Origin of the sequence: Kribbella capetownensis (assembly GCF_004331485.1) — a bacterium.
GTDB lineage: Bacteria > Actinomycetota > Actinomycetes > Propionibacteriales > Kribbellaceae > Kribbella > Kribbella capetownensis.
Genome location: NZ_SJKD01000010.1, coordinates 188,564 through 210,747, shown reverse-complemented (window position 1 = coordinate 210,747; position 22,184 = coordinate 188,564). Strand labels below are relative to the sequence as shown.

General features: G+C 67.7%; 27 protein-coding genes and 1 pseudogene. 10 read left to right on the top strand and 18 right to left on the bottom strand.

What is annotated here, in order from left to right:
* Positions 1-7 precede the first annotated feature (7 nt).
* The 5 genes from E0H75_RS35905 to E0H75_RS35880 all read right to left on the bottom strand — a co-directional run bounded on the left by E0H75_RS35905 (position 8) and on the right by E0H75_RS35880 (position 2,888).
* Entirely contained in the window at positions 8-676 is a 669-nt protein-coding gene (locus tag E0H75_RS35905) for a dihydrofolate reductase family protein (RefSeq protein ID WP_131518160.1), read from the bottom strand.
* Positions 676-1,197, bottom strand: coding sequence for an SRPBCC family protein (locus E0H75_RS35900; RefSeq protein WP_131518159.1), 522 nt, complete (start codon positions 1,195-1,197; stop codon positions 676-678). The genes E0H75_RS35905 and E0H75_RS35900 overlap by 1 nt, the downstream gene beginning before the upstream one ends.
* On the bottom strand, positions 1,181-1,543 hold the full coding sequence (locus tag E0H75_RS35895; protein WP_131518158.1) for an ArsR/SmtB family transcription factor: 363 nt from the start codon (positions 1,541-1,543) through the stop codon (positions 1,181-1,183). Before E0H75_RS35895 ends, E0H75_RS35900 begins: the two co-directional genes overlap by 17 nt.
* Positions 1,544-1,613: 70 nt before the next feature.
* Positions 1,614-2,552, bottom strand: coding sequence for a DUF1905 domain-containing protein (locus E0H75_RS43755; protein ID WP_202873338.1), 939 nt, complete (start codon positions 2,550-2,552; stop codon positions 1,614-1,616).
* A gap of 147 nt (positions 2,553-2,699) precedes the next feature.
* Complete coding sequence (locus E0H75_RS35880) at positions 2,700-2,888, bottom strand: hypothetical protein (protein ID WP_131518157.1); 189 nt, start codon at positions 2,886-2,888, stop codon at positions 2,700-2,702.
* Positions 2,889-3,115: 227 nt separating this feature from the next.
* On the opposite strand from E0H75_RS35880, the gene E0H75_RS35875 reads away from it, so the two are divergent.
* Complete coding sequence (locus E0H75_RS35875) at positions 3,116-3,781, top strand: response regulator (protein ID WP_131518156.1); 666 nt, start codon at positions 3,116-3,118, stop codon at positions 3,779-3,781.
* Entirely contained in the window at positions 3,778-4,971 is a 1,194-nt protein-coding gene (locus E0H75_RS35870) for a sensor histidine kinase (RefSeq protein ID WP_131518155.1), read from the top strand. Before E0H75_RS35875 ends, E0H75_RS35870 begins: the two co-directional genes overlap by 4 nt.
* A gap of 18 nt (positions 4,972-4,989) precedes the next feature.
* Here the strand turns inward: E0H75_RS35870 and E0H75_RS35865 are convergent, their stop codons facing one another.
* Entirely contained in the window at positions 4,990-5,571 is a 582-nt protein-coding gene (locus E0H75_RS35865) for a hypothetical protein (RefSeq protein ID WP_202873337.1), read from the bottom strand.
* 296 nt (positions 5,572-5,867) lie between these two features.
* Between E0H75_RS35865 and E0H75_RS35860 the strand changes: the two genes are divergently transcribed.
* Positions 5,868-6,371, top strand: coding sequence for a TetR/AcrR family transcriptional regulator (locus E0H75_RS35860; RefSeq protein WP_238163481.1), 504 nt, complete (start codon positions 5,868-5,870; stop codon positions 6,369-6,371).
* Here the strand turns inward: E0H75_RS35860 and E0H75_RS35855 are convergent.
* Positions 6,337-6,822 (bottom strand): VOC family protein, encoded by a 486-nt coding sequence (locus E0H75_RS35855; RefSeq protein WP_202873336.1) that lies wholly within the window; start codon positions 6,820-6,822, stop codon positions 6,337-6,339. The two genes, E0H75_RS35860 and E0H75_RS35855, sit on opposite strands and share 35 nt — an antisense overlap.
* 80 nt (positions 6,823-6,902) lie before the next feature.
* On the bottom strand, positions 6,903-7,562 hold the full coding sequence (locus E0H75_RS35850; RefSeq protein ID WP_131518153.1) for a hypothetical protein: 660 nt from the start codon (positions 7,560-7,562) through the stop codon (positions 6,903-6,905).
* A gap of 184 nt (positions 7,563-7,746) precedes the next feature.
* Between E0H75_RS35850 and E0H75_RS35845 the strand changes: the two genes are divergently transcribed.
* Entirely contained in the window at positions 7,747-10,110 is a 2,364-nt protein-coding gene (locus E0H75_RS35845; protein ID WP_131518152.1) for a family 43 glycosylhydrolase, read from the top strand.
* A gap of 34 nt (positions 10,111-10,144) precedes the next feature.
* On the opposite strand, the gene E0H75_RS35840 is transcribed toward E0H75_RS35845, so the two are convergent.
* Genes E0H75_RS35840 through E0H75_RS35830 form a run of 3 tightly spaced genes read right to left on the bottom strand, consistent with a single transcriptional unit; the run spans position 10,145 to position 12,214 of the window.
* A complete protein-coding gene (locus E0H75_RS35840; RefSeq protein WP_131518151.1) occupies positions 10,145-10,930 on the bottom strand; it encodes a fibronectin type III domain-containing protein in 786 nt (261 codons plus the stop codon).
* Positions 10,931-10,968: 38 nt separating this feature from the next.
* The gene (locus tag E0H75_RS35835; RefSeq protein ID WP_131518150.1) at positions 10,969-11,673 is read right to left on the bottom strand and encodes a hypothetical protein; all 705 of its coding nucleotides are present in this window, start codon (positions 11,671-11,673) and stop codon (positions 10,969-10,971) included.
* Positions 11,657-12,214: an RNA polymerase sigma factor gene (locus E0H75_RS35830; RefSeq protein WP_202873335.1), complete on the bottom strand. Its 558-nt coding sequence runs from the start codon at positions 12,212-12,214 to the stop codon at positions 11,657-11,659. Before E0H75_RS35830 ends, E0H75_RS35835 begins: the two co-directional genes overlap by 17 nt.
* A gap of 104 nt (positions 12,215-12,318) precedes the next feature.
* Between E0H75_RS35830 and E0H75_RS35825 the strand changes: the two genes are divergently transcribed.
* From E0H75_RS35825 to E0H75_RS35810, 4 genes are read left to right on the top strand one after another with little or no spacing between them, the layout of a single operon-like run.
* Complete coding sequence (locus E0H75_RS35825; protein ID WP_131518149.1) at positions 12,319-12,834, top strand: hypothetical protein; 516 nt, start codon at positions 12,319-12,321, stop codon at positions 12,832-12,834.
* A gap of 4 nt (positions 12,835-12,838) precedes the next feature.
* On the top strand, positions 12,839-13,540 hold the full coding sequence (locus E0H75_RS35820; RefSeq protein WP_202873334.1) for a cytochrome b/b6 domain-containing protein: 702 nt from the start codon (positions 12,839-12,841) through the stop codon (positions 13,538-13,540).
* 16 nt (positions 13,541-13,556) lie between these two features.
* On the top strand, positions 13,557-14,093 hold the full coding sequence (locus E0H75_RS35815) for a sigma-70 family RNA polymerase sigma factor (protein ID WP_131518148.1): 537 nt from the start codon (positions 13,557-13,559) through the stop codon (positions 14,091-14,093).
* Positions 14,090-14,734, top strand: a complete 645-nt coding sequence (locus E0H75_RS35810) for an anti-sigma factor family protein (protein WP_131518147.1) — start codon at positions 14,090-14,092, stop codon at positions 14,732-14,734. Before E0H75_RS35815 ends, E0H75_RS35810 begins: the two co-directional genes overlap by 4 nt.
* 3 nt (positions 14,735-14,737) lie before the next feature.
* On the opposite strand, the gene E0H75_RS35805 is transcribed toward E0H75_RS35810, so the two are convergent.
* The 4 genes and pseudogenes from E0H75_RS35805 to E0H75_RS43315 form a co-directional block, all read right to left on the bottom strand.
* Complete coding sequence (locus tag E0H75_RS35805) at positions 14,738-16,618, bottom strand: copper resistance CopC/CopD family protein (protein ID WP_238163480.1); 1,881 nt, start codon at positions 16,616-16,618, stop codon at positions 14,738-14,740.
* 16 nt (positions 16,619-16,634) lie between these two features.
* Positions 16,635-17,051, bottom strand: coding sequence for a hypothetical protein (locus E0H75_RS44385; RefSeq protein WP_238163479.1), 417 nt, complete (start codon positions 17,049-17,051; stop codon positions 16,635-16,637).
* A 159-nt stretch (positions 17,052-17,210) separates the two neighbouring features.
* Positions 17,211-17,270: pseudogene (locus E0H75_RS45125) on the bottom strand (zf-HC2 domain-containing protein); the annotation flags it as partial.
* A gap of 75 nt (positions 17,271-17,345) precedes the next feature.
* A complete protein-coding gene (locus E0H75_RS43315) occupies positions 17,346-17,501 on the bottom strand; it encodes a hypothetical protein (RefSeq protein ID WP_165554266.1) in 156 nt (51 codons plus the stop codon).
* Positions 17,502-17,532: 31 nt separating this feature from the next.
* Here E0H75_RS43315 and E0H75_RS35795 point away from each other — a divergent pair, with 31 nt between their 5' ends.
* Positions 17,533-18,576, top strand: a complete 1,044-nt coding sequence (locus E0H75_RS35795) for a Glu/Leu/Phe/Val dehydrogenase (protein WP_165554264.1) — start codon at positions 17,533-17,535, stop codon at positions 18,574-18,576.
* On the opposite strand, the gene E0H75_RS35790 is transcribed toward E0H75_RS35795, so the two are convergent.
* Complete coding sequence (locus E0H75_RS35790; RefSeq protein ID WP_165554262.1) at positions 18,515-19,315, bottom strand: class I SAM-dependent methyltransferase; 801 nt, start codon at positions 19,313-19,315, stop codon at positions 18,515-18,517. The genes E0H75_RS35795 and E0H75_RS35790 overlap by 62 nt on opposite strands.
* 132 nt (positions 19,316-19,447) lie before the next feature.
* On the opposite strand from E0H75_RS35790, the gene E0H75_RS35785 reads away from it, so the two are divergent.
* A complete protein-coding gene (locus E0H75_RS35785; protein WP_272948955.1) occupies positions 19,448-20,209 on the top strand; it encodes a GntR family transcriptional regulator in 762 nt (253 codons plus the stop codon).
* A gap of 33 nt (positions 20,210-20,242) precedes the next feature.
* Here the strand turns inward: E0H75_RS35785 and add are convergent, their stop codons facing one another.
* Positions 20,243-21,259 carry an adenosine deaminase gene (add, locus tag E0H75_RS35780; protein ID WP_131518142.1) on the bottom strand — a complete coding sequence of 339 codons (1,017 nt, stop codon included), beginning with the start codon at positions 21,257-21,259 and terminating at the stop codon, positions 20,243-20,245.
* Positions 21,260-21,424: 165 nt separating this feature from the next.
* A complete protein-coding gene (locus tag E0H75_RS35775; RefSeq protein WP_131518141.1) occupies positions 21,425-22,180 on the bottom strand; it encodes a hypothetical protein in 756 nt (251 codons plus the stop codon).
* Between the last annotated feature and the right edge of the window lie 4 nt (positions 22,181-22,184).

The window sequence follows — 22,184 nt, the reverse complement described above, 5'->3', positions numbered from 1 at the left end:
AACGCGGCTAGCGTTTCCCGACGGTGTAGGTCAGGTGGGTCACCCGGGACGATGCGTCCGTGCGGACCGGGTCCAGCGCGAGGCGTTCGGCGTCCACGCGGTCGAACAGGCGGATGCCGGTGCCGAACAGCACCGGCGAGAGCGTGATCGAGAACTCGTCGATCAGTCCGCTGTCCAGGTACTGCTGGATGGTCTCGGCGCCGCCGGCGATGCGTACGTCGCGGTCGCCCGCGGCCTCGCGGGCCTGCAGCAGCGCGCTCTCGACGCCGTCGTTGACGAAGTGGAAGGTGGTCCCGCCCGGCCGCTCCCACGGGTCGCGCTTGGTGTGGGTGACGACGAACACCGGGGTGTGGAACGGCGCCTCCTCCGGCCAGGAGAGCTCGCCGGCGTCGAACATGCGCTTGCCCATGACATTCGCGCCGATGCGCTCGTGCGTCTCCCGCGCGATGTCGTTCTCGAGTCCCTCCTCGCCGCCCGCACCGAGCTTCAGGTTCTCCCGGAAGAACCGCTGCGGAAAGGCTGCCTGGTGCAGTTCCGTCCACTGCGCCATCCAGCGCCGCACCCTCGGGTCATCCGGCTTCTGCTCAGGCCCGAAGAGGTCCTCAACGGGCACGGCGTCGGGCGCCATGAAGCCGTCCAATGACATCGTCACACTGAAGAACACTTTTCCGGCCATCAGTTCCCGGTTCCCTTCGGTGTCGTCTCATCCCAGGTGAGTTCGGTGACGTACGTCGCCAGGCTGTGCAGCGTCTGCTCGCCACCCTCGATCGCGTGGTACTTCTCCACGGCCTCGTCGCGGAGTTCCTTGCTGGGGAACACCGTGTGCATCACGATCCGGGTCTGCTCGCCGTCCGCCTCGAAGGTCAGCACCGACTCGAAGGCGTTCGGGTCGTCACGAGACTCGCCGTGCAGCAGCGCGATCCGCTCCGGCCGGACGATCTCCCGCCAGCTGATCCACTCCTGGTAGTCGGTCCCGTCCGGCCCGCGCATCACGAAATCCCACACCCCGCCGACGCGGAACTCGAACGCCCGCGTCGTGGTGGTGAACCCCTCCGGTCCCCACCACCGCGACAGGTGCCGGACTTCGGTGAACGCCTCGAACACCAGCTCCCGCCGGGCGCCGATCACCCGGGAGATCACGATCTCGCGGTCCGCGGTCGCGGGCGCAGACTCGCCACCGCTACTGATCGTCGTCATCGTCTGGTTCCTCCTGCCTTGTCTGCTTCAGCTCCTGCACGTACTCGTCCAGCCGGCCGAAGCTCTCGCTCCAGAACCGTTCGAAGCCGCCCACCCACTCGTGGACCGGCCGCAGCCCGCGGGCGTCCAAGCCGTACAGCCGTTGCTTGCCTGACTCGCGGACCCGCACCAGCCCGACCTCGCGGAGAACCCGCAGGTGCTTGGACGCCTGCGGCTGGGTCATCCCCAGGTCCCGCGCCAGGTCGGTCACCGGCCGCTCGCTGCCCCGCAGCAGCACCAGGATCTCCCGCCGCCGCGGTTCGGCGATCGCGTTGAACGCGTCCGAGGTCGTCGCTGCTCGTGCCATGAGGCCATCATATGCCTATATCGGAATGCGTCAACGCCGGGCGCCTCCTCGACGTCAGGCCGAGCGATTCCTAGAAGTCGATGCGCATGACCACGCGACGGTTGCCGGGACGGCTCACCTCGGCGAACCCGGCATCGGCAAACGTGGCGAGAGTTCCGACGAACCCACCGTCCACGAGGTCCGGGTAGCCCTCCACAGCGCCGGCGCCGCGTTCACGGGCGAAATCGGCGGCGGCGCGGGCGAGTGCGCGGCTGACTCCCCGGCGCCGGTAGCCGACACGGACGACGAAGCAGGTCACGGCCCAGACGCTGGTGTCGGTCTTGTCCTCGTTTCGGTCCAGCCAGGGGACGCGGAAGTCGCGGAGCAGCCTCGGGTGGTCGGCCCGCGGTGCGACGGCGCACCAGCCGACCGGCTCGCCGTCGAGATACGCGACCAGGCCGCTGGTCGCCCGCGCCTTGCGGTTTCCGCAGCCCGTCTGGTCGCGGAGCCGGGCGGCGAGCTCCTCGGGACCCTCAGACGCCCAGGATTCCTTGGGCAGCATCCGGAACCGCTGGCACCAGCAACTCGCGGGGCTGCCGGTCGTACCGAAGACCGCCTGCAGGTCCTCCCACGTCGCCCGGTTGGCCGGAACGATCGTGAGCTGCTCGGCGGTGACCGGCTCCCGTGAGCCCGTCGGGCGAGGAACGTGCGCCCGCTTGGCCGGCCGCTTCTGCTGACGGGGCGGCGCGTCGAACGTGAGCCGAACGTCCACCGCGTCGCCCGCGTCCAGTCCTTCAGGCTTGCGTACGGCGTCCTTCAGCGGGAGCAGGTAGCCCCCGTCCTTCGGCCACAGCGACGTCTTCCACTCGGCGCTGCCGATCCGAGCGCGGATCGGCAGCATCCCCCAGCCGTAGCTGGCGGCCGAGCCCGCCGCCCGCAGCGCGACCGACTCCTGCTCAGGAACGGGGACGAAGTAGTACGGCGCGGGACCGCGCCACTCGATGACCGTGCCGCTGAACGCTTGCTCCATGGCCAGATGCTAGGCCCGATGGGTGGTCACCTGGGTGCCGGAGCGCTACCAGGAAAGCCAGTCCGAGTGTGACAGCCATCCCGATCAGGATCGCCTGCATCCCTTGGGCGAAGGCGTGTGAGGCTGCCTCGGTGATCGCTGCCTCGGTCAGACTGCCGGCCAGGTGATGAGATCGTTGGCGGACTTCTGCCGTGTCCCCGCCGGGTCGCGCTCGGCGGCCATCGTCAGCTGGTCGGTCCGCGGGCGGAGGTCGACGTACGTCACGCTGTCCGGCCACTGACCGGCCCCCGACCACGGCGTGTGGCCGATGCGGCCATCCCTGTTCTTGCGATTCATCGGAACCCCTCTGCTCCCCATGCCGAGCTGGTCTCGGCCTCACACAGCAGGTTCGCTCGCTCGCCGCGTCGATCCCATCCGCCGAACAGCCCCCGCACCGGCTGATAGCGCTGTCCCCCGATCGGCGGACGGGCCCGTGCCGATCGGAGTCGCGCTCTGGACCAGTGCGGTAAGCGACCGGCATGCTGGTGATGGCCTCCGTACGCCGGAGGTGGGGTGGAGCGGACATGGTGGGGAGCGGGCGGAGTACCGGTACGCGGGAGTCGGCACGCGTCGTGGTGGTGGACGACCATCCGTTCTTCCGGGACGGCCTGATCCGGGGCCTGCGCGAAAGTGGCTACCTCGAGGTGGTGGGTGAGGCCTCCACCGGCCGGGAAGGACTCGAGGTGATCGCCGGCGAGCGTCCGGACGTGGCCGTTCTCGACTACCAGATGCCTGACCTGACCGGGCTTGACGTCGTCCATGCGATCGTCCGGCAACAACTGCCCACCCGGGCTCTGATCCTGTCGGCCGTAACCGACAGTGCGATCGTCTTCCGGGCCCTGGAGGAAGGTGCTCAGGGCTATCTGTCCAAAGAGGCCCGCCGTTCGGAGATCGTCGATGCGGTCCGGCGGGTGAGCCAGGGCGAGACCGTCGTCCCGCCGGAACTGGCCGCGGGGCTGGCCGCTCAGATCAGGCTGCGGGCGGCCTCTGCCGGTCCTGTGCTCAGCGAACGCGAACAGCAGGTGCTGACCGGGTTTGCCCGCGGCCTCTCGATCCCCGAACTCGCGGCCGAGCTGTACCTGGGCGTGAGTACGGTCAAGACGCACGCCCAACGCCTGTACCAGAAGCTGGGGGTCTCGGATCGGGCCGCTGCCGTCGCCGAAGGCATGCGACGAGGCCTGCTCGAATGATCGCGTCGGAGCAGGTCGCCGGACTGCCGCACGAAGGTGCGCGGATCCAAGCGCTGCTGCGATTGCTGCTCGCCGGGTTCCTGGTGGCGGTCCTGGTGACCCAACCACCGTCCGCCCACCTTCTGCTGTGCTGGCTGATCGTCCTCAGCTACGTGCTCTGGAGTGTGGCCTCCACGGTGGTACTGCGGCTCGGCGGTCCGGAAGTACTGCGGTACACCTGGCTGGCCCTTGCGGTCGACGTGTTCACTCTCGCCGGGCTGACGCTGGTCGCTGACAAGTCCGCAGACACGACGTGGACGGCGTACACGTTGCTGAACGGGCTCTTCGTGGTCCCGCTGATGGCAGCGACACAGCTCAGTCCCCTGGTCTGCGCGCTCGCCACGGCGCCCACGGTGCTTGCCTACCTCGTCTCCGGGCTGCTGATCCGGCCCATCGACGAGGAGCCGATCTCGTACGTCGTACTCCGGGCACTGCTGCTCGCCGTCGTCGGCCTGGCGTGTGTGCTGTTGACGGCGCTGCAGCGCGCCCGTGTCCTGACGATCGCCCGGCTGCTGCAGGAACGCAACCATCTGCTGGAGGAGATGGTTCAGATCGAGCAGCGCGAACAACGGGACCTGGCCGAGACCCTTCACGACGGAGCCCTGCAGTACGTGCTGGCGGCTCGGCAGGACGTCGAGCCGGCGCTCGCGGGTGACGCCGAATGTCTCGAACGGGTCGAGTTCGCATTGGCGGAGACAACCCGGTTGCTGCGGGCAACGATGTCCCAGCTTCATCCGGCCGCACTGGAATCGGCCGGACTGTTGCCGGTCCTGAAGGACGTCGCCGACGCCACCCGGTCACGGGGCCGGTTCTCGATCGACGTCGTGACACACGGCTGGGACGAGTCGACGCGCACCGCCGTCGACGAACTGCTGCTGGTGACGGTTCGCGAACTGCTCACGAACGTGGTGAAGCACGCCGCCGCCCGCAAGGTCATCGTCGAGCTGGCGCGTACTGATGCCGTTGCCCGGCTGCAGGTCATCGACGACGGCCGAGGGCTCGGCGGCGTGGACCTCGATGCCCGGTTGAGAAACGGGCACCTCGGCCTCGCATCGCGGCGAATCAGGGTGGAAGCAGCCGGCGGTTGGATGCGGCTACGCGACGCCGACCCCCACGGCACAGTCGCCGAGGTAGAAGTCCCGCTCGCCTGAACCGAACGAGTGGCTCGTTCAGCCCTTGAGGGCAAGGCGGTGTAGGCGGATCGCGGAGATCAGGAAGAAGATCCCACCGAGGATCGCGTAGCCGGCGACGGTGGTCAGTGAGGCTTTCGGGCCGCCTGCCATCAGGATGAAACTGCCGCCGGCGAGGACGGAGATGCCTCCGCTGAGGATCATCGCCAACTGACCGCCGAGCCGGTAGCGCAGGATCGCGACGATCAACTGAACGATGCCCGCGGTGATCGCCCAGACGCCCCACACCCGCAGCACACTCGGGATGCCGGAGGTGGCCGCGATGGCCAACCCGACGGCGGTGAGCAGACTCAAGCCCATGTTCACGTAGAGCGGCGCCTTCGGCCGAGTGGAGCCCGAGGAGCGGAAGTCGATCACGGCCGCGGCGACGTCGAACAGTGGGTAGATCACCAGCAGGACGACTGTTCCCGGATTGATCGTCGTGGCGATCGCGATCATCAGGATCGCCCAGACGACGGCGAATCCGAAGCGGACGTAGTACAGGGTGCGCAGCGCCTTGGTACTGCCGGCGGCATCAGCCACTGAGCCGGTCGCGCCGATGGATTCGAATGAAGTGGACACCAGATTCCTCTCGAGATGGACGAACTACCGGCCCGCCGGGGTCACCGACTGAGGACCGTGATGCCGGACGACTGCTCCCGACGCGCCGTACTGACCGTGCCGGTGCCATCCGTGTAGACAGAACGATCGGTACTGCGGAGCCTGGCAGCAGATGTCGACCGTTGTCAAGACCGATCGTTCTGTCTGCTAGGCTCGCCAGGGCACTCCAAGAGATCGGAGGGAAACGGATGTCGGAAGCACGGTCGCGACTGCTCGGCACTGCCACCGAGCTCTTCTACGCCGAGGGCCTGCATTCCGTGGGTGTCGACCGCGTCATCGCCGACGCACAGGTGACACGCGCCACCCTGTACAGGCACTTCCCGAGCAAGGATGACCTCATCGTCGCCTACCTGACGCAAGCCGACGAGGCAATCCGCACGCGGGTAGATGCCGCGCGAGCTCAAGGCGCCGACTCCGACGACATCATTCGCGCTGTCGGCCAGGCCATCGCCGATGACATCCAGAGAACCGGCTTCCGCGGCTGCGCGTTCCTGAACGCCGCCGCCGAATACCCCGACCCGCGCCATCCGGTCCACCAGGCAGTCCTCAAGCACCGGCAGTGGTTTCTGGCAACCCTGGTCGAACTCTTCACCGGCACCGGGAAGATCGACGCAGAGCCGGCCGCCCGGCACTTCGTCATGCTGCGAGACGGCGCCATGGCCGCGGGCTGCCTGACCGATCCGAAACCCATCGGCGACACATTCCTGCGCGGCATCGAAGGCCTGCTCACCTACCGCAGTCGCCAGGAACCGGCCACCTGATCTTCAAGGGCTCACTGGGTGGCTGAGATGCCTTGGAGGAGACCGGTTGTCTGGCCGATTTCGATGAGGTATCCGTCCGGGTCACGCAGGTAGCAGCGCAACTCGCTCTGGCGATCCTGGGTTCGGTGAGGAAGTGCGCGCCCTTGGAGCGGGCGGTGGCGTAGAACGCACCGATGTCGGCGACCCGGACATTGAGGAACGCCGAGACCGGGTCGCCCGGCTCCGGAGGGGTCAGCGTGACGTCCGGTTTGTCCGGTGTCGGTCCCCCGCCGGGATTCATGATGATCCACGTGTTGGCGACTTTGACGACGGCCGGGTTCTCGGCGAGCACAACGCGGCCACCGAAGACGTCCGCGTAGAACTCGCGCGACACCCGGACATCGCGCACGGTCAGGAAGTGGGTGACAACCAGCCCGTGCTCCGGCGCTGGGAAGTCGTTCTGCTCCGCCATTCGATGTCTCCCTACCAGTCGTCGAATCCTTCAGTACAGACAGGACAGCATCGGCACCTGTGACAGCCCGCCATGCAGACCTAGCTCGCCATGTCCGGGCGAGCGGGCAGGGTCAGGAGAGCACCGATGAAGAAGCACAGGGCGCCGAGCGCAGTGGACCAGTTCACGACAGCCAGGTCGAGTATCGAACCGCTGGAGGGTACGACGAACGAGGCGATGGCCGAGATCCCGAACAGCACGCAGCCGAGCAGATTCACGGCGGCCGTCGTACCCGCCCGATCCATCCGGGCCGGAAGCAGGCGGCCCGGTCCGGCCGTGACTCGGTAGGCCAGCGCGCCGGACACGAGAAAGCATGCCGAGCCGAACGCATCAGGCGCCCAGATCAGCCGGTCCTCCTGCTGCGTGGACAGGCTTTCCTGCAGGGCGGAGAACGTACTGAGGTTGAACAGAAGAGTGCCGACGAACTGCACCGCGGCACTCCACCATGACGGGTCACGACCCCAGCGATGCCCGCGCCGGACAGTCCCCTCCCGCAACTCCATGGCAGCGGCGAGGGTGAAGAAGACGGAGCCAACGAAGAACACCACACCGTCGGCCGCCGCACCCACCAACTGGACGAACCCGGGGAACGGCCCGATGAAGAAACAGGCTGACCCCACCGCGAACCCGACGGCGATCGCGCGGTCCCAACCCCTCCGGGTGGCCGGCCTCGGAACGGAAACCAGCGCGTGCCCAATCACGTGCGCACCACCCCCCACCCACCGACCGTACGGCGGTCCCCGCGACACGCTCCTCCCCCGGCGCGGATGAGCAGTCTCCTGAGAGCGGTCCACCTGGCCGATCCGCCGTTCGGATTCTCCTCCAGACGCCGTTCGGATTTTCCTGCGGACGAAAGGGTTGCAGCGCTGTAATGGGTGCCCGAAGATGGGGCCCACTGCCCCTGCACCGGAGGAGATTCTCGCGATGGCGTACTGCCGCAAGCCAGCTCGGTCCAGTCGTCGGTTCGCGGTTGTCTGGCTCGCTCTATTGGCCGCCGTCGGCGTCGCGGCTCCGGTGGGCGCGGCTCCGGTGGGCCCGACCGGGCCGGCGCATCCCGAGGCGAGCTTCCAGAATCCCGTCTCGGCAGCGCCGCCCGCAAGCCTCGCCGACCCGTCCGTGATCCGCGGCCGTGACGGTTTCTGGTACAGCTTCACGACGGCCCGCAACATCACGATCCAGCGGTCCGAAGACCTGATCAGCTGGGAATCGGCCGGCACGGTCTTCACTGACACCACCCGTCCGGAGTGGTTCCGCGACACCTCGACGATCTGGGCTCCCGACGTGTCCTGGCTCGAGGGTCGGTACGTGCTCACGTTCAGCGCGATCGACACCGCCGTCGCACCGAACCCGAACCGGACGATCGGTGTCGCGAGCGCGCCTACCCCGACCGGTCCATGGGTCGCCGATCCGGGGCCGGTCATTCCGCCCGGGACCTGGCAACCGTTCCCGGACGAACCGCCGCGAATGCAAGGAATCATCGACAGCGAGCTGTTCACCGCACCGGACGGCCGGCGCTACCTGTACTACGGCGGGTTCAACGGCGGCATCTTCGTCCAGGAGGTCGACCGCCAGGTCAGGCAACGGATCGGCGCTCCCGTGCAAGTCGTTGCCGAAGATGCCTACGAGGCCTCGTACGTCGTCTACCGCAGCGGCTGGTACTGGTTGTTCTACTCGACGGGCAACTGCTGCAGCGGACCCAACAGCGGCTACACGGTTGTCGTCTCTCGCTCGCGAAGTCCACGCGGTCCGTTCGTCGACCGCACCGGCGCAAAGGCCGATTCCGCCTACCCCGGTGGAACCCCGGTGCTCACCCCGAACGGCAACGCCTGGGTCGGTACCGGGCACAGCACTCAGGCGACCGACGCCTCGGGGCAGGACTGGCTGCTGTACCACGGCATCGACCGGAACCGACCGTGGTACGACATGCAAACGCAGAAACCACTGGTGCGTTCGATGTTTGCCGACCAGCTGGACTGGATCGACGGCTGGCCGGTGGTCCGGGGCGGTCAGTTCGCGAGCGAGAACGGCGCCGCTCCGAAACCGGCCCTGATCGCCGATCCGGTCGAGGGGATCAGCACCCCGGACCCGAACACCTGGGTCGGCGCGCAAGGTTGGACGGTGGGTCAGGAGCAGGCCGGTGGATACCTGCACGCTGAGATCACCGGAGGCGAACTTCAGCTGCGGGCGCGGCAAACGGTGAGCACCGACCTGCGGGCCAGAGCGTCGGTCCGGGCACCACTGGGGCGTGGCCAGGTCGGGCTGATGCTGGGCGAGTCCGGGCCGGGCGTAGGCGTCCGCGTCACACTCGACGCCGATCGGCGGGCGCTCGTCGTCACCGACACGACGCCGGCAGCACGCGAGATCAAACGGGTCGCCCTGCCTGCGGCGACAGACCCGCGCGACTGGCACGAACTGGACGTCCGGATCCGCGGTCGGCAACTGGTGGTCGAGCTCAGCGAGGCTGGGCTGTACGACCCGCAGGCACGAGTCGAGGTGAACCTGCCGCGGCCCCTGCAGTCCGGCTCGGTGCGTCTGGTCGCCGCCGGCGCGCCAGTGGACGTCGACGACGTGACCGCGGCGCAGCTGTACCGGCCGATCACCAAGCGGGAGCCCGACCCGGCGGTCGGTCGACTCGACCCGGTGCGCAGCGACGAGTTCGACCGGCCGCTCGGACCGGAGTGGAGTTGGGTCCGCGAGCCTGCAGCCGACGTACGGCACGGAAGTCTCGACTTCCCTGTCCAGGGCGGCGATCTGACCGGCGACACGGACTCCGCATCGGTGCTGTTACGCGAACCTCCCGCCGGAGACTGGGTGGTGGAAACCAAACTGACGCTGGACTTCGGGTCCCTGCTCGACAAGCGATTCCCGCAGGCCGGTCTGATTGTGTACCGCGCCGACGACGACTTCCTGCGCCTCGCGGTCCGCGGACATGGCCGGACGCGAACCACCGAGTACGGGAAAGAGAGCGTCCAGAACCTCGGCCCCAACGCCGGCAGCGTGCTGAGCCTCGCCGGCGCGGCACCGATCACTTGGATGCGGATCGCGCACACCACCGACCCATCGAGCGGCGAGGGACGCTACCGCGCCGGCATCAGCCGAGACAGCCGGCACTGGGTCTGGGGAATGACCTACACGCTCCCTGCAGCGGACGTCGCCGGCACCCGTGTCGGCCTGTTCGCCCATGGCGGCGACCACGCCCAACTCGCCCAGTTCGACTACCTACGCTGGTACCAACCGCCCACCTCGTAGAAGCCTCCTCCGATGGGCGGTCGCTGAAGAGCTCTCAGCCGTTGAAGAAGACGCTGATGGTGTCACTGGACGGGGAGTTGAAGCCGATGGCGTCCTGTGCCCGGACCGAGAAGGTGTAGGTGAAACCGGCGCTGATACCGCACACCGGGTCCGTGGCGAGGGATCCTATGAGCAGTGTCGTTGCGCTGCCGGCGTGGTGCGGCGAGCACGGCGCCCCGTCGACGAAGTAGATGACATCGGACTCGTCGATGGAGGGATCCCAGGCCAGCACGATTCCGTTCGAGTTGTTGCTCACCACATGCAGATTGCTCGGCGCCGTCGGCGCCGTGTCGTCGCCGGGCGCGAACGAGGTCGTCAGCCTGTTGCTGAAGGAGGCGTTGCCCGAGGAATCCTCAGCGCGCACCTGGAACGTGTGTGTAGTACCCGGAATCATGCCGATCGCCACATTCGCGTGCACGTCGAACTGGGTTCCGCTGACCCAGAAGGGGGTGGGGTTGTCGTCGAAGAACAGGGCATAGCTCACGGACCCGCTGCTGTCCGTCGACTTGTCCCAGGCCAGCACGATGTCCGTGTCGGTGATGCTCACCGCGTGCAGGTTCGCTGGCGCCGTTGGTGGTGTGGTATCCGTTGGCGTGGCCAACGCAGCCGGTGCGGCGCCCGCGAATCCACCCGCCGCCAGCAGCAGAACCGCGCCAAAACCTCGCCACACCCGCGCTGTCAAAATCATCCAAGACTCCTTCCAATGACTGACTCCGCGGCCGCCGGATTGGGCAACCGTCGGGCCAGTGGCAATTACGCGCCACGCCGCCAAGCGGTTCAACTGTTCCAGGATCTCGACCTCTCGATGACTGGGCTTGGTTAGTTGGGGAGGGTTGCTGTCAGGGGCGTTTGGCTGTTTTGGGTGAGTTGTATCTCGGCGACGTGTGCCACCGCGATGTCGAGCTGGTATCCGGTGGTGCCGGCGTGGTCTTTCACCTGGCAGGCACCGATCGTGCGCAGTACGCCGCCGCGGTCCCGGACGTGGATCTCGTACCGGCCGTCCGTCGGTGCGGACGAGATACTGACCAGCAGCCAGGACGGGCTTCCCTGGTAGAGGAAGACCGTGCCGGACTGCGCGCCGGACGGCGTGGTCAGCCGCGCGGCCTTGAGGTAGCGGCCGTTGGCGATCGACAAGGTCTGCCGGTACTGGTCGGCCAGCGCGCGGTCCGTTTCTCCCTGCTGGTAAACGACTGTGGCGCTTCCGCCGGAAACGAGCAGCAGGGCGGCCGCCATTCCACCGACGGCGAGCATCATCCGGCGCGAGTACCGGCGGCCGACGGTTCGCGATCCCGCCATGCCCAGACGCTTCAGTACTGCGCTCTCGAACTCCGGCGGCGGCTCCGCCGGCGGTGCGAGCATCAGCAGGCCGTCCGCAACCTTCGCCAACTCATCCAGTTCCGCTCGGCACGCCGGACAACCGGTGACATGGCCGAGCACCCAGGCGCGTTCGTGTCCCGAGGCCGCACCCGTGGCCAGTTCGGCGAGCAGCGACCGCATCGCCGGGCAATCATGCGGTCTTGTCATCGCTCACCTCGAAATGGTCGCGCAGCCGGGCGAGGCCGAGCCGAATCCTGGTCTTGGCGGTGCCCAGCGGCACTCGCTCCCGCTCGGCGATCTCCCTGGCGCTGAAGCCGTAGAACGTGGCCAGCACCACGGCCGCGGCCTGTTCCCGTGGCAAGCCCCGCAGCGCGGTGCGCATCTGGTCGGTGTCGGCGAGCTGTTCGATCTGGCGGTCGTCCGACGCCTCATCGGCCGACAGCACCGTCAGCAGAATGTCCGGGTCGTACGGCTGGTCCCGACGCAGCCGGATCGTGTCGATCGCCGCGTTGCGAGCGATGGTCAGCAGCCACGACAGGACACTTCCTCGCCGGGCGTCGTAACCGCCGGCGAATCTCCACGCCCGTACGAATGCCTCCTGGGCCACATCGTCCGCGGTGGCCGACCGGCCCACGATCGCGGCCGCCAAGCCATACACCCGCGACTGGTAGCGCCGTACGAATGTTGTCGCCGCCTGCGGATCTCCAGCCGCCATGCCGGCGAGCAGCGCCTCGTCGCTCACTCCCATGGCGGGTATTACGCGGCGGGACCCCCGATTGGCTCTCTCGAAACGAGATCCGTTCGGCGTACTGGACCCGTAGTACCGCAAGAAGCCGTTCGAGGGAGCTGAGAATGTTCGACAGGAAGACAGAGTTCACCGGTCGCCGCATCCGCGCCGCGGCGGCAACTGCCGCACTGCTGGCACCGGCGGTGCTGGTCGCGTGCGGAGGCAACGACGAATCGGGGGATGCGGGCGGAATGTCGCTCTCGATCGCCGAGCCGGCGAAGGACGCCACCGTCACCCTTCCGTTCACGGTGAAGGTCGACGCGGGCGTGCCGCTGGGACCGACCGAGTCCGGCAAGCACCACGTGCACCTGTGGCTCGACAACCACGCGAACGACTACCTGGTCGTCGAGTCGGACACCGCGCAAATCACCAGCGGGCAGAAGGCGACCTTGTCCGGCAAGCCATTGGGGGTTTCCCCTGGTACGCACACGATCCACGTCTCGCTTCGCAACGCCAACCACTCGGCGGCAGGGGTGGACACGGAGATGACCATCAAGGTCGGGACCGGAACCGGCGCTGCACCGACGACCACCGCACCCTCGGAGCCCGAAACCAGCTCCCAGGACCCGTACGACTACTGACGCCATGGCGATGACGAAGCACCGGGTGCGGACGGTCGAGCGGTACACCCGACGGACCCGGTGGTACCACGCGGCCGTCTACATCACCGTGCTCGCACTGCTGGGGACAGGCTGGTGGCTGCTGACCGGACGCGAGGGCGAACCGAGCCCGGCCGCCCGGCTCACCGGCGCCGCCGACGTCACGCTGCACACCTACGCCGGCTGGGTGCTCACCGGCCTCACGGCCGTGGCGATCACCCTCGGCGCACGCGCCGCGCGGACCTTCGTGGTGGAGTCGGTGCGCGTCGACAAGGGCGACCTCCGGTGGTTCATCCGCTGGCCCGTCGCCGTCGTCACCGGCCGGTTCTCCCACCACCGCGGTCATTTCGATCCCGGACAGCGGGTCGCCAACCTCGTCCTGGTGACCTTGCTCGCTGCCCTGGTTGCCAGCGGCGTCGGCCTCACGATGGTGGTTGGCGGCCCGGGATTCGTCTGGTTGCAACGCGTGCACCGCTGGGCCACCTACCTCATCACCCCGGTGCTGGCCGGACACATCCTGATCGCGGCCGGTCTCCTGCCCGGGTACCGCGGTGTCGCCCGCGCCATGCATCTGGGCGGCCGGCTCCGGGTCGACACAGCCCGCCGGGTGTGGCCGGGCTGGCTCGACCGGCGGCTCGCCGAGGACGACAAGCAGCCTGCGCGGGCCGAGGGCGACAGTCCGGACTGAACCATCCGAGGACGGGATGCGTAGTAGACACGTGTCGACGGATGCTGGATCCGGGAGCGAAGCGGACCTCGAGGTGCTGTACGACCGATATCGCGGGCCACTGCTGGGCTATGTCCTGCGGTCAGTGAGCGGCGACCGTCAGTACGCCGAAGATGTCGTCCAGGAGACCATGATGCGCGCCTGGCGGAATGCGCCTGCGCTTGACCCGGATCGAGCAGGTCCTTGGCTGTTCACGGTCGCGCGGAACCTCGTGATCTCCGGTCACCGGCGACGTACGGCGCGACCGGCCGAGGTACCGATCGCGGAGCGGGAGTTCGTGGCGGACAACGACGACATCGACCGGGTTCTGCAGGCCTGGCAGGTCGCAGAGGTGCTGAGGGGACTCAGCCGGGACCACCGCCAGGTGATCATCGAACTGTTCTACCGACGGCGGACCGCGTCCGAGGCGGCCGCCCAGCTCGGTATTCCGATCGGGACAGTGAAATCGCGAAGCTACTATGCGCTGCAGGCGCTGCGAGCGGCTCTGGAGGAGCGAGGAGTGACCGGCTCATGACGTGTCCGCAAGCCGACGCGGTCGGCCTCTACGTGCTCGGGGGTCTCGATGGCGACGAACGCCTCGCGATGGAGCAGCACATCCACGACTGCGTGCAGTGCCGGGAGGCCGTCGAGCAGTTTGCCCATCTGCCAGGGGTGCTGCACACTCTCACGCTGGAGGATGTCACCGCGCTGCGGTTCGACGACGACCCCGATCCGGAGCTCGACCGGCAACGATCGTCGGTCAGGCGTCGTCGGCGGACGCTTCTCGCCGCAGCAGCCGCCGTGGTCTTGCTGGTGTCCGGCGGCCTGATCGGTCGCCAGCTACCTGAGTCTCCGTCGCAAGCCCGAGGCGGTGTCACCTGGTCGGCGACAGATGGCGTGGGTGGGATCGACACGCGGGTGGAGCTGAGCAGCCGTAGCTGGGGAACAGACATTCAGGTCCACATGAACGACCTTGTCCCCGGCCGACGGTGCATGCTGGTGATCCATACCCGCAGCGGGCAGTCGGAGGTCACCGGTTGGTGGACCACAACCACCTCCATCCGGGAAGCAGATGTCCCTGCCAGCTCATCGTTCCCCCTGTCGGACATCGCTCGCGTTGACGTCGTCACAGCCGACCAGACCGTCCTTGCATCGCTGACGGACGCGACACGATGACAACTAGCGCGAGTACTTGAAGGTTCGTGTCGCCAGGTGATTCGGGGCTGCCAAGGTCTCGTGGACGATCCGGTACGACGCGTCGACCTCGAGCTCGACCTGGATGCCTTCAGCGGGCAGGCCGAAGGTGAGTAGGTGGTGCCCGCCGGGCCGAGGCTCGACGACTACGTCCGGGTCCGGCGGACCGGCGTACGGATCGCCGTCGATGAACTCCGGTCCATCGATGGTCACCGACTGCGCCGCCGGCGTCGGAGCGGTGGTATCACTGGTGATCGATTCGACGACCCGGAAGGTCTTCTGCGCAAGCATGACGTTGCGCACGCGCGGCAGGGCATCACGCGACAGGTGTGGCGCCCAGCGAATCGGGAAGCTGATGATGCCGCCGTGCCACCCCGTCGCGTCGACACGCACTTCGACGTGTTCGAGCCCTGCGGTCCACGACACTGGGCCGACGAAGCATCCACGACCACACGGCTGAAGGTTGACAGCCTCGCCCCGGCCGCTGAGCTTCGCTGCCAGGTGGAACGCCGGCGGCTTGGCGTCGTTCGTGTCGGTATCGCCATCCGGCGTGTGGAGCCGCACCTCCAGCTGGTTCTCGCTGGCTGCGATGCCGACGGCGATCTGTCCGGCCAGGCCTCCCAACCGAATCACCGGCCCAGCGGCCTGCGTGGGATAGCCCAGGTCCGCAGTAGCCGGCTCCGGGGAAGGCAGCGATATGAGTACGGCGCTCGCGGCCAGGACCACCACCAGAACCACGATTTCGACGCGCACCAGCCGGGTGACGAAGGATCCAGTTGCTGAGAGCAACCGCCGCCGTACCCGCCAGGCCAGGACCGCAACCGCCGTGACCAGGCCGACCTTTGCGAGCAGCGTCCGCCCGTACGCCGTACTGCTGAGCGTCCCGAGACTCGGCACCACCATCAACGCACCGACGGAACCGGAGACTGCAACAACGAAGAAGAGGACCACGGCGAACCGGGAGTACGTCGTGAAGGCTCGCCGTACCGAGGCACCACCCGCGTTGGCCCTGGCCACTCGGAGTAGATGGAACAGCACCCCCAGCCAGACGCTGAGAGCCACCAGGTGGATGGCGACGACCAGCGCACCAGTGACACCGTGTTGACTCCCGAGGTGGTTGCGCAGGGCTTCGACCGGAATCACCACCAGCGCCGTGGTCGCAACCATCCACCAACGCATGCGCTGACCGAGCACTGCCGGCACTGCGAGACCGGCGGCCTCGACAGCAAGGAGAATCCCGGCGCGGCCGAACCCACCGGTCGCGACAACGACGTACACGAGCAGCGAGGCTGCCGCCAGTGAACCAACGGCTCCCGAGACTCGCACCAGCGAGCGCGGGCGGGTCGCCGCGGGCACCGCGCGGTGGACGATCCGTTCCCCGACAGCTCCACCCAGCAGAGCGATCAGACTGAGGACGAACAACCAACGCAGCAACGCGATCAGCGGGAATCCGGACGAACTGCCGCTCTCCGCTCCGCTCAGCTCGACCGCTGCGGTTCCGACAGCGAAATCGAAGTCGGCGGCCACCACATCACCGTCCTGCGCGGTGACCTCCCAATGGACCACGTACCTGCCCGCACGCAGAGCTTCCAGGGTGTTGACGACGACTCGACGTCCGCCTTGCTCGCTGGCCACGTCGGACGTGCCGACAGCGTGCCCGCTGCCGTCATCAACCCGTACGCCGTGCGGCGCAACGCTGACCGGTTCATCGAACACCATCGTGATCGCGGAAGGCGTGGAAGCGACCGAGTAGCCCGCTGCCGGCGTCGTACTCAGCAACGTCGGGTGCGCACTTGCCGGTGATGCCGTGGCGAACAGCAGGACCGGCACCACGCATGCGACCAGGGCCCATCGCCGCCTGCTCAAAACGTCGCGTCCTGTCTCATCGGGTGGTGCTGGTCAGGGTGGCCAGCACTGTCTTGTCGGATCGGACGACGTCGATCCGATCGATCTGCGGCAGCGGGATCGACGTACTGCCGGTGATCATCAGGCGCGCCTCGTAGTTGGTCGACCACCCGCCCGCCGGCTCAGCACCGCCGGCCCGCGGATACACAATCAAGCGACACGTCAGCCCCGGTGGCAGATCCTCCATCCACAGCCGGATGTCTGTGCCCCACGACCGATCGGCAAGGCGTGCGACCGTGTCGATTCCGCCGACCGCGTCCGTCGACGTCCAGGCCAGGACCCCCGGTGATGGCTGGTGGGTCCAGAGCTCCGCGCTTGCCACGCCGCCCGTTGCCAACACCAGGACGATGATCATCGCCAACACCAGCAGATGCGACCGGGGCCGGCGATGCACGGCTGAAGCATCGACAGTAGTGGCCTCGGGCAACAGGCTTGCTACCTCGGATCCTTGCCTGTTGCCTACAGACGTCCTCTGAGTGACGTCCTCCAGCGAAAGTCTGTGCATGAGTCCGGGCAGGTGGGCCACCTCGATCAGCTCCTGACGGCAGATCTCACAGCTCGTGAGGTGCCACTCCATCTCGGCCTGCTCCGCCGGATCCAGCGCACCCAGCACATAGGGCGCGACCGACCTCGTCTCCGGACACACTCCCGTCACATGGTGCTAATACGCCGACCGAGGTCGCAAGGTTCAATCCATCTGGGGGCCCCGGGCGATCACCATGGCCTGCGCAGCACGTCCCAGGTCGGGCAGGTCGACCGCCGCACGAAACCCGGTAATGACCCCCACCTTCCGAACATATCGCCGATGCAGGGTGATCGGCTGGGCCGCATCTGCAACCGTCATGGCCATGAGTCAATCAAATCGAAGTTCTGCGGTGAGCGCCTCGGAGTTCGACCACGAAGAGCTGCACGTACGGCGAGGTACCCGCTCCGGCTTGCCCATCGCGGTCGGGATCCACTCCACGTCCGCGGGTCCAGCGATCGGGGGATGCCGTATCCGGACCTATGCCGACTGGCGCGACGGGATCGAGGACGTGTTGAGGCTGTCGCGTGCGATGACGCTGAAGAGCGCCATCGCCGGACTGCCTCATGGCGGCGGCAAGACCGTCGCGATGGCCCCGACCACGACGTGGAGTCCTGAGGATCGCGCCGAGCTGATCCGCGACATTGCCGATGTCATCGTCGGCCTGGACGGCAGATACATCACCGGCCCCGACATCGGCACCACCGAAGCGGACATGACGACGCTCCATGCCCTGACCGGCGGTCGAGCGTGGTGCCGTCCGGTCGCGGAGGGTGGGAGTGGATCATCGAGTGAGGCGACCGCCCAAGGAGTCCTCGCAGCCCTCAAGGCTGCCGTGTCCCACGCGTTGCTGCGGGACTCGGCGAAAGGGCTCATGGTGGGTGTCATCGGGTTCGGGAGCGTCGGGCGGCTCGTTGCCCAGTCACTCGCGCGCGAAGGTGCGAACGTGACCGCTGTCGACGTGAACCCCCACCTGCGCGAGGCTGCTGCGACGGTCGGCGTGGCCTGGGGCGCTGGTGACCTGCTGCGACAAGACTTCGACATCATCGTCCCGGCCGCAACCGGCGGACTACTGACCACAGAGTCTGCCACTCAGGCCCGGTGTTCGGTGATCGTTGGCCCTGCCAACAACCAACTGGCCGAGGACTCGGTCGCGGACGTGCTCGCTGACCGGGGCATCACCTGGGTCCCGGATGTTGCGGCGAGCGCCGGAGGCGTCATTCACGCGGTGTGCCGGGAGGAACTGGGCCTCGACGAGCAGGAGACCGAGGCCCGGATCGAGGGTATTGGTCACCGCGTCACCCAGATTCTCGAGCAGGCGAGCCGGGACGGCGTCAGCGCATTGGAGGCAGCTTGGGCGCTGGCCGGTCCGATCGCGGCGGGCGGCCCCAGCTGAGCTCGGCGGCGATCTTCAACTCCAGTACGCCGTCCTGCGCGTACGGCGTGACGGCTCGCTCGATCGCCGTGTCGAACTCGGCGGCCTCCTCGGCGGACATCAGCTCCCTGGCCAACGAGGACGTCGAGTGGAACTGCTCGATGTAGCCGGCCACGCTCTGGCAACGGGTGACCGGCTCTGTCCTCACCGAGCCTGCCGGCTCGAACAGACCTCGCTGCTGAAGGGCATCGACGACATCGAACGACGGGTCGTAGCTCTGGCTACGTGAATGACGCTTGATGGCGGCCGCCACGCCGTCCCACCACGGCATGTCCACCGGGCCGTGCTCGATGATCACGAACTGCGCGTTCGGCGTCAGGTGCGGAACGATCCGCGCGAACGTCTCCTCCCACCGCATCCAGTGGATGCTCGCGCCCGCGGTGACCAGGGCGTACGGACCGTCCAGCTCGGCCGATTCGATTCGGCTCACCTGCCAGCGGAGGTTGGGACGGTTACCGTCCGCCCGGCCGCGGCCCGCGTCGACCATGGCCTGGGAGAAGTCGACGGCGTCGATCCGCTCGACTCGCGGTGCCAGCGGCCGTGCGATCGCTCCCTCGCCGGCGCCGATGTCGAGCACTGACCTCGGCTCGTCGGTGATCAGCGCTTCGAGCCGGTCGAACACCTCATCCGGGTACGGCGGACGATGCCGATACGCCTCGGCGACACCATCGTGCCGGAACGTCGACGCAAGCTCCTTCACGATGCCACCTCGCCCGCGCCTCGGTGTCGGTGATCATGTGTCGGCATCCGCTGCCTCCCAGGTGCTGGTGCACGGCGTTGTATGGTACATCGTACAAATAATGCCGCAGCTCTCTGAACGGAGATCCACCAAGTGGTACGTCCACCGGGATCCGATCGGCCGCTCTATGTCCGGATTGCCATGTCTCTCAAGGCCCGGATCCTCGCCGGCACCTACGAGCCCGGCACCCGGCTGCCGGCCGAGGACGAGCTCACGGCCGGCTTCGGCGCGAGCCGCAGCACCATCCGCCAGGCCATCGCCGACCTGCGGGCTGCCGGGTACGTCACCAGTCAGCAAGGCTCCGGGACGTACGTGGCTGACTCGCTGCCGGTCGATCCACTGTCACCGCGCTCGGGTCCCGTCTACACCGGATTCCTCGACGACCTCGACAACGAGGCGCACCACGTCCGCGAGCAGCGCCGATCCCGGCGGGTCGTGTCCGCCGACGCCACACTCGCCGCCCAGTTGCGGATACCGGTCGGCAGCAAGGCCGTCCAGTTCCGAGGCGTCCGGGTACGCGACGGGAAGGTCTACGGCATCGCCACCGACACGCTGCCGGCCGACGTGGCACAACGAATCGACGCCGACGTCCGCAAGCGCAGCGCGACCATCGTCGACGCGCTCGAGGCCATCGGATGCCGTGCCCAGGAGAGCCTCCAGCGGGTCGAACCGACCACCCTGGACGCCGCGTCCGCCAAGCTGTGCGACCGCCGCCCCGGCGAACCAGCGCTCGCCATCACCGGCATCGCGTACAGCATGGACGGGACGCCCATCGATGCGTACACACTGACGGTTGTCGGCGGATACGGCATCGGACTACACCTCGTGCGCGCCGGCGATTGGAAGTCGCCATGAGCCTGGTCCATCGTTGAGTGTCGCCGATGCCTGTCAGACGGCGGCGAGGGCTGTGCGGATACCGGCTTTCGTCGTGCTGTCGGCGTACGACGCGTCCAGAGCGGCCGTCTGCAGGCCGACCAAGGTTTCCCGGCTCAATCCGTGAACTCGATGCGCCAACTGCAGCTCGTCGGTCAACGTGGTCTGGAAGTACGCCGGATCGTCGGTGTTCAGTGTCACGACCAAGCCGGCCTTCAGCATCGCGGTGACCGGATGTTCTTCCACGCGCTCGACGAGCTTCAGCCGCACATTGGAGGTGATCGCGATATCGAGGGGAATCCGGTGGGTTGCGAGGTAGTCGACCAGCGCGGGATCCTCCACGCAGCTGATGCCGTGGCCGATCCGCTCGGCGTGCAGCGATCGCACCGCACCCCAGATGCTTTCGGGGCCCACGGTCTCACCAGCATGGGGCAGCGCCGCGAGCCCGTTGGCCCTCGCCCGCGCGAACGACGAGGCGAACAGTTCCGGCGGGAAACCCTGTTCGACCCCGCCTAGCCCGAGACCCACTACGCCATCCGGCGCCTGCGGACCGAGCAGGTATCCGATGGTGAACTCCGAGGCCGGGTCCTCGGACTCGCGGGAGATGTCACACACCCAGCCGATGTCCACGCCGAACTCGCGTTGCGCCCGACGGCGGCCCTCGTTGAGCCCGTCGCCGTACTCCTCGAGCCTCACACCGCGCCGATGGTGGTTGATCGGTGAAGTGGTGACCTCTGCGTACCGGATGTTCTGCTCAGCGAACTCCGCGGCGAGAGCGACCACCGCATCGGTGAAGTCCTCGGCCGATCGCAGCACCGACAGCCCCGCGAAGAACAGCGCGCCGAAATCGTCGAAGCTTCCGAAGCTGTAGCGCTTGGCCAGGTCCTCGGCCGAGGTCGCGCCGAGGTCAACGCCGTTGCGCCGGGCAAGCCTGAACATCGTCTCGGGCCGCAGTGCACCCTCCAGGTGCACATGCAACTCCACCTTGGGCAGCGCCCGCAGCCACGCCATCGTCACATCAGCTATCGTCATTTGTATGGTGTACCATACAACTGCGCCAGCGGGCCACACGAATGTCGGCGAACCACGTCAGTGCGTAGTCAACTCGCAGCGGTCGCCCTCAAAGACTTCGCCGCCGGCACCCGTCGGCAGGCTCGCGATCACGATCCCGGTGGCTTCCCGACCCTCGTCCGGCCGTTAGCGGCCGAGATCCTTGCCGTAGCCGACGGGTGGGAACGCCCAGGCTTTGCTGTCCGCGAGTGCCGTGAGTTGTGCGACTGTGAACAAAGGCTTGGCGCGAGTGATGGGAGCCTTCTTCCACGCTGTCGAGTTGCCATTGCCGACAACGATGATGCGGCCATCGGGGTAGTGCAACTGGACCGCGCGCACAGCAGCGACCCGCACGCCGGGCACGGGGCTGCCTGGTGTTTGCTCAATCAGGACGATCGTCCCGTCCGGTCGAGTGGTGCAGTTCTCCGGATGCGCCTCGTTCGCGCAGGAGATCTGACTCTGGCGAGTCATGACCTGGACTTCGAGCAGCGAGCCGCCCTTACCATCGTCGACGACGTACGAGGCAGCGATGAAGTTGTCGCCCCAGGTACGCGGCTGCGACACTCTCATTCCCGCCGGCACCAGACCCTTGAGAGTCCGCAGCGTGTCGTTCGGGGTCACCTGCCGGGTCGGCCTTGCGGCTGCTGGAGTCCCACTCGGCGTCGCGACGATCGGCACGCCCGCGACTGGCGGGGCGGCAGAGCTCTCGCCCCCGATCAGCTGACTACCAGCGAAGATCATGCCGGCCGCGGCCAGCACAGCGCTGGCCGAGGCGGAGCCAACCAGTGCGCTACGGCGCCGGCGAAGGATGACGCCGCGGCGGATCCCGCGATCCACCAGGTCAGTGGACTCTGGCTCCACGTACTCGGTAGCACGTCGCATCAAGTCGGTCAGGTCGTCCATGAGA

Coding starts and splice junctions, on each gene's coding strand:
- E0H75_RS35815 (WP_131518148.1), top strand. CDS start 13,557: ATGCGTAGTAGACACGTGTCGACGGATGCTGGATCCGGGAGCGAAGCG.
- E0H75_RS35875 (WP_131518156.1), top strand. CDS start 3,116: ATGGTGGGGAGCGGGCGGAGTACCGGTACGCGGGAGTCGGCACGCGTC.
- E0H75_RS35825 (WP_131518149.1), top strand. CDS start 12,319: ATGTTCGACAGGAAGACAGAGTTCACCGGTCGCCGCATCCGCGCCGCG.
- E0H75_RS35855 (WP_202873336.1), bottom strand. CDS start 6,822: ATGGCGGAGCAGAACGACTTCCCAGCGCCGGAGCACGGGCTGGTTGTC.
- E0H75_RS35775 (WP_131518141.1), bottom strand. CDS start 22,180: ATGGACGACCTGACCGACTTGATGCGACGTGCTACCGAGTACGTGGAG.
- E0H75_RS35880 (WP_131518157.1), bottom strand. CDS start 2,888: ATGAATCGCAAGAACAGGGATGGCCGCATCGGCCACACGCCGTGGTCG.
- E0H75_RS35820 (WP_202873334.1), top strand. CDS start 12,839: ATGGCGATGACGAAGCACCGGGTGCGGACGGTCGAGCGGTACACCCGA.
- E0H75_RS35895 (WP_131518158.1), bottom strand. CDS start 1,543: ATGGCACGAGCAGCGACGACCTCGGACGCGTTCAACGCGATCGCCGAA.
- add (WP_131518142.1), bottom strand. CDS start 21,259: ATGACGATAGCTGATGTGACGATGGCGTGGCTGCGGGCGCTGCCCAAG.
- E0H75_RS35870 (WP_131518155.1), top strand. CDS start 3,778: ATGATCGCGTCGGAGCAGGTCGCCGGACTGCCGCACGAAGGTGCGCGG.
- E0H75_RS35900 (WP_131518159.1), bottom strand. CDS start 1,197: ATGACGACGATCAGTAGCGGTGGCGAGTCTGCGCCCGCGACCGCGGAC.
- E0H75_RS35810 (WP_131518147.1), top strand. CDS start 14,090: ATGACGTGTCCGCAAGCCGACGCGGTCGGCCTCTACGTGCTCGGGGGT.
- E0H75_RS35830 (WP_202873335.1), bottom strand. CDS start 12,214: ATGGGAGTGAGCGACGAGGCGCTGCTCGCCGGCATGGCGGCTGGAGAT.
- E0H75_RS35905 (WP_131518160.1), bottom strand. CDS start 676: ATGGCCGGAAAAGTGTTCTTCAGTGTGACGATGTCATTGGACGGCTTC.
- E0H75_RS35845 (WP_131518152.1), top strand. CDS start 7,747: ATGGGGCCCACTGCCCCTGCACCGGAGGAGATTCTCGCGATGGCGTAC.
- E0H75_RS43755 (WP_202873338.1), bottom strand. CDS start 2,552: ATGGAGCAAGCGTTCAGCGGCACGGTCATCGAGTGGCGCGGTCCCGCG.
- E0H75_RS35835 (WP_131518150.1), bottom strand. CDS start 11,673: ATGACAAGACCGCATGATTGCCCGGCGATGCGGTCGCTGCTCGCCGAA.
- E0H75_RS43315 (WP_165554266.1), bottom strand. CDS start 17,501: ATGACGGTTGCAGATGCGGCCCAGCCGATCACCCTGCATCGGCGATAT.